This window comes from Streptomyces sp. NPDC048523 (assembly GCF_043199815.1).
Taxonomy (GTDB): domain Bacteria; phylum Actinomycetota; class Actinomycetes; order Streptomycetales; family Streptomycetaceae; genus Streptomyces.
In genome coordinates this window covers 79,968-92,360 of the sequence record NZ_JBICWQ010000005.1, presented here as the reverse complement: position 1 = coordinate 92,360, position 12,393 = coordinate 79,968, and the positions used below count along the sequence as shown (strand labels likewise).

Here is a 12,393-nt window from a genome sequence, read left to right as displayed (position 1 = left end):
GATCATGCCCCCGTCGGCAGCGCGCCTCTACCGGGAGCCGGCGGGCAGCTCCCGCCAGTAGCCGAGCGCGTGCACCCGCTGCTTCGGCACACCCAGCTCCTTGCGGACGTACGACGACAGGGTCCGGGTCGTCGCCGTGTCGCAGGCGATCCAGACGTACGCGTCCGGGTGGCTCCGCAGCAGGCCGGGCAGGTCCGCCTTCACCTGGGCGACGAGGTGCGCCCCTGAGTCGAGGCGCAGTACCCGGCGGACCTCGTGGCGGGAGGGGTCGGTGCGGAAGGGGAGGCCCTCGTCGCCGCCCTCGAACCAGACGGTCGCGGGGGAGGAGTCCAGGGCGCCGAGGAGGGAGTTGAGGGCGGGCAGGGAGGCCGGGTCGCCGAAGGCGAAGACGTGCGTGGGCTCGGGGTCGGGGCGGTCGAAGCCGGTGCCGTGGACGGTGGCCTCGACGGTGTCGCCGGGCTTCGCGGCGCGGGCCCAGTCGCTGGCGATGCCGTCGTGCAGAGCGAACTCCAGCGTGAAGGTGCCCGCCGCGGGGTCCGGGTCGACCAGGGTGTAGGCGCGCTGGTGCGGCTTGCCCGCCGCGGCGAACCACAGGCGGACCCACATCGTCGGGTGGACGCCGGTGGCCGCCAGCATTCCGCCGTCGGTGAGGTGCACCCGCCGGTACGCGTCGGTGACGTCCTCGGCGCCCGTCACGGTGCACACGAAGTCCTTCGCACGCAGCAGCCGCAGGACCGCTCCCTCCCAGCCGTGCCCCTGCCCCATGGTCTTTGCACCCTTCGCGTACGATTCTCCCACCAAGTCAACTTAGGTTAGCCTAACTTAAAGAGGAGCGGGTTCGAGGGTGAGTATCGAGATCTACCGCGACGCCTGGGGGATCCCCCATCTCCGCGCGGGCAGCGCGCGTGAACTCGCCCGCGCCCAGGGTCAGGGCACCGCCCGCGACCGTGCCTGGCAGCTGGAGGTCGAACGGCATCGCGCGCAGGGCACCTTGGCCGCCTTCCTCGGCGCCGGGGCCCTGCCCTGGGACACCCTCGCGAGACGGGCCCGCCTGGACGACACCGCGAGACGCTGCTTCGGGGCCCTGGAGAGACGGGACCCGGAGACGGCCGACTGGGTGCGGGCGTACGTCGACGGCGTGAACGAGGAGCTGCCGGGCACCTCCGCCCCCGAGTTCGCGCGCGTCGGCCTCGCCCCCGGGCGCTGGGAGCCGTGGACCCCGCTCGGCGTCTGGCTCGCCACGCACATCCTTTTCGCCGGCTTCCCGGCCAAGCTCTGGCGGGACGAGGCCATACGGCACCTGGGCCCGGACGCGGTCGGCCTCTTCGCCGCCGACGGCCCGGGCACCTCCGGCAGCAACGGCTGGCTGGTCGCCGGCGCCCGCACCACCACCGGCCACGCCGTCCTCGCGGGCGACCCCCACCGCTTCATCGAGGACCCCGGTGTCTACCAGCAGATCCACCTGGTCTGCCCCGAGTTCGACGTCATCGGACTCGCCGTCCCCGGCGTTCCCGGCATCGCCCACTTCGGCCACACCGGCACGGTCGCCTGGTCCATCACCAACGCCATGGCCGACTACCAGGACCTGTACCGGGAGCGACTGCGCCGCACGGGGGCGGGGGTGGAGGCCCTCGGCCCGGACGGCACCTGGCACCGTGCCACCCGGCACACCGAGACGGTCGAGGTGGCGGGCGTGTCGTCGGTCGAGATCGAGGTGATCGAGACCGGGCGGGGACCTGTGATCGCGGGGGGCCCGGAAGGGTTGGACGGGGGAGTGCCGGAAGGGCTGGACGGGGGAGCGCCGGAGGGGGAGCTGCCGGGCTTCCCCGGCACGCCCGTGGCCCTCTCCCTCCGCTACCCGCCCCGGGTCACCGAGGATCTCGGCTTCAGCGCCCTGCTCCCCCTGCTCCGGGCCCGCCGCACCGCCGACGTGGACCGGGCGTTCGATCTGTGGGCCGAGCCCGTGAACGTCGTCCATGCCGCCGACACCGAGGGCGGACTGCTGCACCGGGTCGCCGGCAGGGTCCCCCTGCGTGCGGAGGCCAACCGGCTGCACCCCGTCCCCGCCTGGGAGCCCGGCCACGACTGGCAGGGCTGGCACGACACCCCCCGCGCCGGTCTCACCGACGGCATCGCCGTGATGGCCAACCAGCGCGGCCCCGCCACCCCGCTCGGCGTCGAGTTCGCCCCGCCCCACCGGGCGAACCGCATCACCGCCCTGCTGGAGGAGAGGGAGCGGTGGTCGGCCGCCGACATGCCCCTGATCCACATGGACACCCATCTCGGTTCGGCACAGCCCCTGCTGGACCACATCGAGGCCCTCGATGACCTGAGCCCCGAGGCCATGACCGCGAGGGAAACGATTCTCCGCTGGGATCGCCGCATGACCGCGAACAGCACGGAGGCCGCCCTGTACGCCGCCGTACGCGGCGCGGTCGTACGACGGCTCGCCGCGCACCCCGCGTTCGCGGCCCTGGCGGACCCGCCCGCCTACCCCGACGTCCTCCTCCCCTGGCTCGGTCTCGTCCCGCGTATCGCCTTCGCGCTCGAACACCTCCTGCGCGCCGAGGAGTTGTACGGCATCGACCGGGCCGGAATCGTGCGGGCCGCCGTGGAGGAAGTGGCCGCCGAGCCGCCGCCGGGCACGTGGGGCGACACCCACCGCCTCGCCGCCTGGCAGGCGCTCCCCGGCAGTGAAGGGGACGCTCCTGCCCTCTCCGGCGACCACGACTGCGTGCTGTGCACCTCCGCGGTCCCCGGACTCACCGACCTCGCCGCGCGCGGCCCGGCCGCCCGTTACGTCTGGGACCTGGCCCGCCGCGAGGACAGCCTCTGGGTGGTCCCGCTGGGCGCGTCCGGTGTCCCCGGTTCACCGCATCACCGCGACCAACTCCCCTTGTGGCTCAAGGGGGATCTCGTCCCGGTCGTCACCGACTGGCAGCACCTGACGAAGGAAGACTGAGGAGAGCGATGTCCGACATCCCCACACGTGAGGCGGTCCACACCCAGCGCGTGGACGGCTTCGGCACCGTCCGCATCCTGCGGCTCGACCCGCACGCCGACGCGGCGACCGTGCACGCCTGGGTGCGCGAGGAGCGCGCCGTGTTCTGGGGCATGAACGGCCTCACACAGGAGCAAGTGGCTGAGGTCTACGCCCATGTGGACACCCTCGACACCCACCACGCGTATCTCCTGGAGAGGGACGGCGAACCGGTCGGGCTCCTGCAGACCTACGAGCCGGAGGCCGACCGGGTCAGCGAGTGCTACGAGGTCCGCCCCGGTGACATCGGCGTCCACCTGCTGCTCGCGCCCGTCACCTCGGGCGGCACCCGGACCGGCTGGTCGTCGGCGTTGCTGGGTGCCGTCGCCTCGTACGTGCTGCTGGGTCTGGACCGGCGGCGGGTCGTGGTCGATCCGGACGTGCGCAACGAGAAGGCGATCACCCGTTTCCTGAAGCAGGGGTTCGTGGCCGGAGACGCGGTCGTGCTGCCGGAGATCGACATCCCTGATGTGCACCTGCCGGAGAAGCGCGCCCAACTGGCCTTCCTGACAAGGGAGGTAGCCTTTCCGGGTGACGCCTGACGACCTCGTCGCCCACTACAACCTGGAACCGATCCCCCGTGAGGGCGGGCTGTTCCGGCAGACCTGGGCGGGGCAGGAACGCGCCGACGGAAGGCCCCACGGCACGGCGATCGTCGCCCTGCTGACCTCGGACGACTACTCCGCCCTGCACCGCCTGCCCAGTGACGAGATCTGGCACCACTACCTCGGCGACCCCCTGGACCTCCTGCTCCTGGCCCCGGACGGCACGGCGACCACCGCCGTCCTGGGCCCGGACATACGCGACGGCCAGCACCCCCAGCTGACCGTGCCCGCGGGCACCTGGATGGGGGCCCGCACCCGCGGCGCGTGGACCTTCTTCGGCTGCACCATGGCCCCCGGCTTCACCTACGAGGACTACGAGCACGGCGACCCGGCCGAACTGACGGCGCGTTATCCGTCCGAGGCCGAGCGGATCGCGGGACTGTGCCGCCCATGAGACTTCTGGAGGGCCAGGTCGCCCTGGTCACGGGCGCCGGCGGTGGCATCGGGCGGGGCATCGCGCTGCGGTTCGCCGAGCAGGGCGCGGCCGCGGTCGCGGTCCACTGCCGTACAGCGGCGTCGGCCACCGCCGGAGCGGCCCGGGAAGTGGCGTCCCGGATCGAGGACTTCGGCGCCCGGGCCGTCGTACTGGAAGCGGATCTGCGGGACGAGGACGCGTGCCACCGGTTGGTCCGGGAGGTGGCGGAATGGGGCGGGGGACTGACCGCCCTGGTCAACAACGCGGGTGTGCAGCCCACGCGGCCGCTGCCCGGGATGACGACCGCGCAGTGGCGGGCCGTCGTGGACACCAACCTCACCGGCGTCTTCGCGTGTACGCAGGCGGCGGCCGAGGTCATGGGGCCGGGCGGCTGCGTGACCCACATCGCGTCCGTCGAGGCGAGCCACCCCGCTCCCGGGCACGCCCACTACTCCGCCTCCAAGGCCGCCATCGTGATGCACGCGCGGTCGGCGGCCCTGGAGTACGGCCCGCACGGCATCCGCGTGAACACGGTCTCGCCCGGGCTGATCGACCGGGACGGGCTGGCGGAGGCCTGGCCGGAGGGGGTGGAGCGGTGGGTGCGGAAGGCGCCCCTGGGCAGGCTCGGGCGCCCCGAGGACGTGGCCGACGCGTGCGTGTTCCTCGCCTCCCCGCTCGCGTCCTGGGTCACCGGGCACGACCTGGTGGTGGACGGCGGGGTGTCCGCCCGGCCGACGTGGTGAGCGCTCGGCGGTCCGCGTCCGTACATGTCGGGAAGACCGCGAGCCCAGGTACGGAGTAGTGACGTGAGGTGTGAGCGTGCAGGCAGCAGCGCAGGCCGGCGAAGGCGAGGACTTCAAGGGCTGGTGCTGCTGGGCACCGTGCTGGTCCTGCTCCTCTTCGGCGGTGCCGGGGCCGCGTCGGCCCACGCGGCCCTCAAGGCCACGGACCCCGAGGACGGAAGCGTCCTCAAGTCCGCCCCCCGTGACATCACCCTGACCTTCACCGAGTCGGTCGGCCTGCTCGACGACTCCTTCCGGGTGCTGGACCCGGACGGCAAGCGCCTGAAGACCGGTGACGCCGGACACGGCGCGGGCGGCTCCGACACGGCCCGTGTCTCCCTGCCCGCGAAACTCGCCCAGGGCACCTACACGGTGGCATGGCGGGTGGTCTCGGCCGACAGCCACCCGGTCTCCGGCGCCTTCACCTTCTCCGTCGGCAAACCCTCCCCGGCCACCGTGTTCGTGGACACCGGCCCGACCGAGAACCCGGCCACGGAGAGCCTCTTCAACATGGGCCGCTACCTGGCCTACCTCGCCGTGGCCCTGCTCATCGGCACCGCCGTCTTCCTCACCGCCTGCCGCCCCCCGGAGCCGTCCCGGCTGCGCCGGCTCCTGTGGGCGGGCTGGGGCACCCTGCTCGGCTCGACCGTGTTCCTGCTGGTGCTGCGGGCGCCGTACGAGTCCGGGGCGGGCCCGGCGTCCGCGTTCTCACTGAAGGCCTTCGAACGCACCCTGACCACCCGCCCCGGCGAGGCCCTCCTGGTCCGCCTGGCGCTGCTGCTCATCGGGTACTTCTTCGTCGTACGGCTGCTGCGGCTCGGCGAGTCGAGGCTGCCGCGCGCGTGGCAGGCGGCGGGCGGCGCGCTCGCCGTGGGTCTCGCGCTGACCTGGGCCGCAGCCGAACACGCGTCCGCCGGGATCCAGGTGCCGGTGGCGATGACGTCCGCGGTGCTGCACGTGCTGGCGATGGCCGTCTGGCTGGGCGGTCTCGCGGCCCTGCTCACCACGCTCTACCGGGCCTCGTCGCACGTCCCGGCCGTCGTCGTCGCCCGTTTCTCGCGGCTGGCCTTCGCCTCCGTGACCGTCCTCGTCGGCACCGGCGTCTACCAGTCCTGGCGCGGCCTCGGCTCCTGGAGCGCGATCACCGGCACGACGTACGGCCACCTGCTCGTCCTCAAGCTCCTCGCGGTGACCCTGCTGCTGGCGGCGGCACGGCTGTCGCGACGGTGGACGGGGCGACTGGTGACGATCACGACCGAGCGGAAGCGGGAGCCGGAGGCGGAGGCGGTCCTACGGGAGAGGGTGCCGGAGCGGGTGGGGGGAGCGTCGAGCACCGCGGAGCCGGTGGCGGACGGGGCCCCGGCCGGCGTGGAGTCGGCGCGGGTGGACGGGCCGCCGTCGGCCTCGGAACCGGCGCCCGTCCCCCCCGGCCCGGCCGCACCCGTCGCACCGGCCGCACCGGCCTACCGCCACGGACTGCGTCGTTCCGTGCTCGCCGAAGTGGCCGTCGGGGTCGTGGTCCTGGTGCTGAGCACCGTGCTGAGCGGCACGCTGCCCGGGCGGGCGCAGGCCGAGGCGGCCGAGGCGGGACCGGCCGAGGGCGGACTGCCCGCCGCGTCCCTGACCAACGTCCCCTTCGCGGTGGGCGGCGCCACGGGCAAGGTGCAGATCACCCTCGACCCGGGCCGCACCGGCGAGAACTCGGTCCAGGCCATCGTCTACGCGGCCGACGGCGGCCTCGCCACGGTCCCCGAACTGCGGCTGTCCTTCACCCTCCCGGCCAAGCAGATCGGCCCGATCGACGCCGGCCTGAAGAACATGGGCGGCTACTGGGGCACGAACGACCTCACCCTCCCCCTCGCGGGCGACTGGCGGATGAAGGCGACGATCAGGGTCTCCGACGTCGACCAGGTCAGCGTGACGAAGACGATGAGGATCGTGCGCTGAGCAGGTCCGCCATGGTCTCGGCGGCGTGCACGGCGGCCGCTCCGCAGCAGTTGTTGAACAGGACGTGGAGCTCGTCGGACCGCTCGGCCAGTGCGTGCAACCGCGGTACCCACTCGGCGAGTTCGGCGCGCGTGTAGTCGTACCGGAAACGGTCCTCCTTGCTGCCGCGGCCCCAGGAGGAGCTGCGCCCGTGGAAGCGCACGACGGACAGCCGGGGCGCGGTGACGGGGGTGACCGGCGGCAGGGAGGCGGGCAGCCCCTGCCGCATGTCCACGGCCACGGCGGCGAAGTCGTACTTGCCGAGCAGCGCGCAGGTGAGGTCCTGCTGCCCCTCCTCCCACCAGGACGGATGCCGGAACTCCACATGGACGGGCCACCCGGCGGTCCGTTCCGCGGTCTCCTCCAGGAACCGCTCCGCCCGCGTTCCCGGCCGCAGCCACGGCGGGAACTGGAACAGCACCCCGCCGAGCCGTCCCGCCTCCCGCAACGGCTCGATCCCGGCGGCGAACCGCGCCCACACCTCGTCCAGGGGGACGCCCGCGAGGGCGGTCTGCTTCGCCGGATGCCCGGTGAGCGAGGCGTACGCCTTCACGTCGAACACGAACCCGTCGGGCGTACGCTCCGCCCACAGACGGCTGTTGCGCTCGCTGGGCAGGGCGTAGAACGTGCCGTCCACCTCCACCACCGGTAACCGCTCGGCGTAGTACCGCAACCGCCCCTCGGCGTCCCGCCGGCCCGGCGGGTACCAGCCGCTGCGGACGAGTGCGGGATCGGTCCAGGAGCACGTGCCGACGAGAATGCGGGTCATGGGGGACCAGGTACCGCCTTAGGGTGCGGGCATGACTTCCCAGGCGTATCTCTCCCAACTCTTCTCGCTGGACGGCCGGGTGGCGCTGGTGACGGGCGGGAGCTCGGGCATCGGCAGGGCGATCGCGGGGGCGTTGGCGCGGGCGGGGGCGAGCGTGGTGATCGTGGCCCGCAGGGAGCCCGAACTGACGTCGGCGGTCGAGGAGTTGCGGTCCGGCGGCTGCCGGGCGGCCTGGGTGAGCGGCGACTTGAGCACAAGGGACGGTGTCCGTACGGCGGCGGAGGCAGCGGCCGCGCTGTTCGGTGAACCGGACATCCTGGTCAACTCCGCGGGGATCAACCTGCGTCCACCGATGACCGAGCTCACCGACGACGTGTGGGACACCACCATGGCGGTCAACCTGGAGGCCCCCTACCTCCTGGGCCAGCGCTTCGGCCCCGGCATGGCCGAACGCGGCTTCGGCCGGATCATCCACATCACGTCCCAGCAGGCCCACCGCGCCTTCGTCAGCAGCGGCGCCTACGGCGTCTCCAAGGGCGGCCTGGAGTCCCTGGCCCGCTCCCAGGCCGAGGCCTGGTCCCCGCACGGCGTCACCTGCAACACCCTCGTCCCCGGCTTCGTCCTGACCCCCCTCAACTCCCGCCTCGCCGACGACCCGGAACAGGTCGCGTCCCTGGCCGCCCGCACGATGACCGGCCGCAACGGCGTCCCGGAGGACTTCGCGGGCGCGGCGGTGTTCCTGGCGAGCCGGGCCTCGGCCTACGTCACGGGTCAGTCGATCTTTGTGGACGGGGGGTTGTCGGTGCACTGACCTCTCCACCGGGCGCAAACCCGCGATGAAGGGCCCACCGCGGGGTTGCCCCCACCCGCTTCCGACTGTCCGCGCGGCCGTCCGGGGGCGGCGTTCGCAGAGGTTCGCGCCGCAGCTCAAACGGGCTGCGCGTACAGCATTGCAGGCTGGCAGTCGTCCGCGCACCGGACAAAGACCCGGACAAAGACCCGGACAAAGACCCGGACAAGGACCCGGACAATGAGGTCCCTCCATGGGGTACGCAGTCGGGCTCCGGCCGCGCCTTCGCATGGCCGCTCCCTGGTCGCCCCGCCAGTGCGTCGTCGGGTTGTCTGATCGTAATCCCGACAGGGCGGACCGGGACTTCGTTGATCGGTTAGCGTCTACCGCACAACCGGCCGGCAAGATCCACCGCGGCCACCAGGGGGGACGCGGCAGCGCGTCCGGCCACGGCGGGGCGCCGCGCGGCGGCAGATCATCACATCAATGAGGGGGAGACGTGGGGGCATTGACCCGGACGTCGACTGAACCACTGCACGGAGGTCGCCGCCGCAGAGGTGGCGCGGGCCTCAGGGTCGGTGCGGCCGCCACGATTCTGGCGGCCGCGGGAACGGCCATTCCGCTCGCCGTGGACGCGCCGCCCGCGTGGGCCGCTCAGGCGGCTACCGCGGCGGACTCGTCCCAGGAGGTCGTGATCCCGGCCGCCGAGCGCGCCACACCCCGTGTGGACACCCCGCTGGCGGCGGGCAGCACCGGGTTCCTGCACCAGCAGGAGGGCCGGGACGGTTACACCTGGACCGACTTCGCGAGCGGCACCTCGACACAGGTGCCCGGCCTGCAGACCCTGCCGGCCAACGCGCTCGTACGCCCCGTCGGTGCCGACGGAGACCTGCTCGCCGTCTCACCGAGCCCGGCCCGGGGCACCGCCTGGTACACCCTGCTCGATCCGCACACCGGTGAGCGCCGCGAGGCGCAGCTCCCGGCCGGCTACACGTTCCGGGGGACCGTCGCGGGCAAGGTGCTGGCGCTGGAGTCCGCGACCAGCACCACCAGTTCCGCCGGTGTGCTCCTCGACACCGGCACCGATCCCGCGCAACCGCTGCCCATCACCGGCCTGCCCGCGGGTGCCCAGCTGAGCAGCCTCCCCCTGCAGGAGAGCGCCACGGACGACCACGGCGCGGTGATCTCCTTCCGGCAGGACGGCGCGTACCGTTACGGCCTGCTGGACCCCGGGACCGCCATGATCACCCCTCTTCCGGAGGCGATGAGCGGCCAGGGCCTGCGCATCCTGCTGAGCGCCGACCGCATCGCCTGGTGGGGGCACGGTTTCACCGGACTGCGCTGGCTGCCCCGCGGTGACGTGTCCTCCGGGACGCAGGAGTTCCCGCTGCCCGCCGACGCGGCCCCCGTGGCCCTCCTCGGCGGCACCCTCCTGACCTCGGGCCCGGACGCCACCTCGGGCACCACGCTCGGTCGGCGGCTGACGTCCCGGCCGCTCGACGGCGGGGAGCCGAGCACCGCACTCGACCACATCGCGCTCGTGTCGGACTCCCCACCGCAGACGGCGGACGGGAGCGCCCTGCTCGTCGGCGGCTCCGGCACCGGCGACTGGGCGGTGCACCGCTTCGCCGCCGGCTCCGACGGGTCGCCTGCGCACGAGGTGGTCCAGCCGCTGCCCCCGGTAATCGCCAAGGTCCTGGGACTGAACCTGTACCGGGGCACCCTGAACCGGGTGGACAGCATGCAGGCCAAGCTCTCCCTCTACCAGCAGGACGTCGGTACCGGGCCGGCCCCCGTCGCGGGAGCGGCCAAGCCCCTGCCCGCGGGCATGCCCTCTTCCGCCGTGCGCTGTGCGACGGGTGAGGACTGCGTGCGGACCGTCGAGGGCAACTGGTACGGCCTGTCCTTCCTGTCCGAGACAGCAGGGCGGACGTACCTGGAGACCCGCGTGGACGCCAACACGTCGCACGTGCAGGTGCCGTTGCCCGGCAGTGGCGGCGAGGTCAGGGACGCGTCGTATTCGTACGTGGTGGTGGACGGCGGGTCCCCGAGAACCCAGTATCTGATCGACCCGGGCTACAACAAGGTTGTACGCAGCCGCCCGGTGCAGGCCGCGGCGCTCTGGTACTCCACCCTGTGGAGCGCGACCCCCAGCAGCCCCGGCACGCTGACCGCGGAGCGGCTGACCTCGGACGCGGCCACTCCCGGCAAACCCGTCCGCACCGTGCGGACCGGTGCCGCCTGCGTGCCCACCGAACTGCAGGCGACAGCGCGTTGGCTCTACTGGTCCTGCGGTGCCGACAAGCAGGCCGGGGTGTACGACCTGACGAACAACCGCGGCTTCGCTGTGCCGTCGGGCCCCGCCATGCTCGGTGACGGCTACGTGGTCCGGCACGACCGGGACGCGGGCGAGCTCAAGCTGACGGACTTCCACACCGGCAACCCGCTCGCGGAGCGCTCCATGGCCGCCCTCCCGGCCGGAACGCTCGCGGACGACCGCAGGATCACGTGGACCGTGGACAAGTACAGCGGCCACATCGCCTACGTGGACGCCGATCGCCGCGTGCACGTGAGCGCGGACGGGGTACCGGACTCCGCTCCGGTGATCGGGGCGGCGTACACCTCCGGGAGCGTCGCACCGAGGACCACTTCGTCGTACTACTCGACCTGGACGGCCTCGTTGCTGCTGAGCCGCCCCGTGGACTCCTGGGAACTGGACATCGTCCAGAAGACGACCGGGCGCCGGGTGGCTGTGGTGAGAGGTGGGGCCGAACGCGGTCTCGACGGCATCTCGGCCTCGTGGAACGGCCGGGAGTCGAACGGTGCTCCTGCCCCGAGCGGTCTCTACACCTGGCAGCTGACCGCGAGGTTCAACGGTGGAAACGTGCCGGTGCGGGTGGGAAGCGGCGGCCTGGACGTGATGTGCGGCGCCTTGCCGACCCATGTCTACGACTGCGACGGGTTTCCGGACATGGTGGCGGTCCGGAAGGACGGCCGGACCGACTCATGGGAGGGGCATCCCAAGGGGCACTTCTACAACCGCAGTTACACCGCGGACTGGCCGACCTCCTCCACCTTGGTGCCGGCCGGCGACCTCAACGGCGACGGGTACGCGGACATGCTGGTCCGCAACTCCACCGGCGAACTGCGTGCGTACTGGGGCTTCGGGCAGGTGTACTTCGCCCGGGGAACCAACAAGTCCACTGTCATTAGCAAGGGCTGGAACCAGTACAACCTGCTGACGTCGTCCGGGGACCTCAACCGTGACGGCCGGTCCGACCTGCTGGGCCGTGACCGGTCCGGAGTCCTGTGGTTCTACGCCGGCACCGGCAAGGGCACGTTCAAGTCCCGGGTGCGCATCGGCACAGGGCTGTCCGGTTATACGGCGCTGGTGGGCACGGGCGACCTCAATGGCGATGGAACCGGAGACCTTCTCGGCCGGGACAAGGCCGGCAACCTCTACCGCTGGTACGGCAACGGAAAGGGCGGCATCGGGGGGCGCGTGAAGATCGCCTCGGGCTTCAACGCCTACAACGCCCTGGTCGGTGTCGGCGACCTGACTCAGGACGGGCGCAACGACCTCCTCACCCGCGATACCGCGGGCAACCTGTACCGCTGGGCGGGCAACGGCAAGGGCGGCTTCGGCGCCCGCGTGAAGATCGGCAGCGGCTGGGGCGTCTACAAGGCGCTGTACTGAGGGTCCGGAACAGCAACCTCCAGGCCTGCACCTCCACCGGAAGCTGCAGGCCTGACGAGAGCGACCGCGATGCTGCGCCACGCCGGGGACGGTGAATGCCAGAGGGGTGCCCCCGTGTCCAGGGCACCCCTGGCGAGCGCCTTCGCCGACCTGTGCGGAGAGTGCGGAATGTGTACCCACGGTGACAAAGCTGTCACGGCGGCTTTCACACTCGCTTGCGCGTTCTCAGATCATGGGGTGGGCGGTCGCTGGGCGAGGACTCCGCGGCCGGCATCGCCGCCTCGGTCGTCGCCGGCCTCGCCCCGGTCC

Annotated in this window: 9 protein-coding genes; 7 read left to right on the top strand and 2 right to left on the bottom strand. The window is 72.6% G+C overall.

Going from position 1 to position 12,393, the window contains the following annotated elements; translation table 11 throughout:
* Positions 1-27 precede the first annotated feature (27 nt).
* Complete coding sequence (locus ACGFWE_RS25945) at positions 28-765, bottom strand: siderophore-interacting protein (protein WP_393602088.1); 738 nt, start codon at positions 763-765, stop codon at positions 28-30.
* Between the two features lie 79 nt (positions 766-844).
* Here ACGFWE_RS25945 and ACGFWE_RS25940 point away from each other — a divergent pair, with 79 nt between their 5' ends.
* The 5 genes from ACGFWE_RS25940 (at position 845) to ACGFWE_RS25920 (ending at position 6,789) form a co-directional block, all read left to right on the top strand.
* On the top strand, positions 845-2,962 hold the full coding sequence (locus ACGFWE_RS25940) for a penicillin acylase family protein (RefSeq protein WP_393602086.1): 2,118 nt from the start codon (positions 845-847) through the stop codon (positions 2,960-2,962).
* Positions 2,963-2,970: 8 nt separating this feature from the next.
* Complete coding sequence (locus tag ACGFWE_RS25935) at positions 2,971-3,582, top strand: GNAT family N-acetyltransferase (protein ID WP_352391346.1); 612 nt, start codon at positions 2,971-2,973, stop codon at positions 3,580-3,582.
* Positions 3,572-4,039, top strand: a complete 468-nt coding sequence (locus tag ACGFWE_RS25930) for a cupin domain-containing protein (RefSeq protein WP_352391345.1) — start codon at positions 3,572-3,574, stop codon at positions 4,037-4,039. The genes ACGFWE_RS25935 and ACGFWE_RS25930 overlap by 11 nt, the downstream gene beginning before the upstream one ends.
* Positions 4,036-4,803, top strand: coding sequence for an SDR family NAD(P)-dependent oxidoreductase (locus ACGFWE_RS25925; RefSeq protein ID WP_393602084.1), 768 nt, complete (start codon positions 4,036-4,038; stop codon positions 4,801-4,803). Before ACGFWE_RS25930 ends, ACGFWE_RS25925 begins: the two co-directional genes overlap by 4 nt.
* A gap of 123 nt (positions 4,804-4,926) precedes the next feature.
* A complete protein-coding gene (locus tag ACGFWE_RS25920; protein ID WP_393602082.1) occupies positions 4,927-6,789 on the top strand; it encodes a copper resistance CopC/CopD family protein in 1,863 nt (620 codons plus the stop codon).
* Here ACGFWE_RS25920 and ACGFWE_RS25915 read toward each other — a convergent pair.
* Complete coding sequence (locus ACGFWE_RS25915; RefSeq protein WP_393602080.1) at positions 6,755-7,597, bottom strand: DUF72 domain-containing protein; 843 nt, start codon at positions 7,595-7,597, stop codon at positions 6,755-6,757. The genes ACGFWE_RS25920 and ACGFWE_RS25915 overlap by 35 nt on opposite strands.
* Before the next feature lie 31 nt (positions 7,598-7,628).
* Here ACGFWE_RS25915 and ACGFWE_RS25910 point away from each other — a divergent pair, with 31 nt between their 5' ends.
* Positions 7,629-8,408, top strand: a complete 780-nt coding sequence (locus ACGFWE_RS25910) for an SDR family NAD(P)-dependent oxidoreductase (protein ID WP_393602078.1) — start codon at positions 7,629-7,631, stop codon at positions 8,406-8,408.
* 607 nt (positions 8,409-9,015) lie between these two features.
* Positions 9,016-12,084: an FG-GAP repeat domain-containing protein gene (locus ACGFWE_RS25905; RefSeq protein WP_393602076.1), complete on the top strand. Its 3,069-nt coding sequence runs from the start codon at positions 9,016-9,018 to the stop codon at positions 12,082-12,084.
* Positions 12,085-12,393: the final 309 nt, after the last annotated feature.

What these genes read in the sequence shown, in the direction of transcription:
- ACGFWE_RS25945 (WP_393602088.1), bottom strand. Translation starts at nt 765, where the DNA reads ATGGGGCAGGGGCACGGCTGGGAGGGAGCGGTCCTGCGGCTGCTGCGT.
- ACGFWE_RS25915 (WP_393602080.1), bottom strand. Translation starts at nt 7,597, where the DNA reads ATGACCCGCATTCTCGTCGGCACGTGCTCCTGGACCGATCCCGCACTC.
- ACGFWE_RS25925 (WP_393602084.1), top strand. Translation starts at nt 4,036, where the DNA reads ATGAGACTTCTGGAGGGCCAGGTCGCCCTGGTCACGGGCGCCGGCGGT.
- ACGFWE_RS25910 (WP_393602078.1), top strand. Translation starts at nt 7,629, where the DNA reads ATGACTTCCCAGGCGTATCTCTCCCAACTCTTCTCGCTGGACGGCCGG.
- ACGFWE_RS25935 (WP_352391346.1), top strand. Translation starts at nt 2,971, where the DNA reads ATGTCCGACATCCCCACACGTGAGGCGGTCCACACCCAGCGCGTGGAC.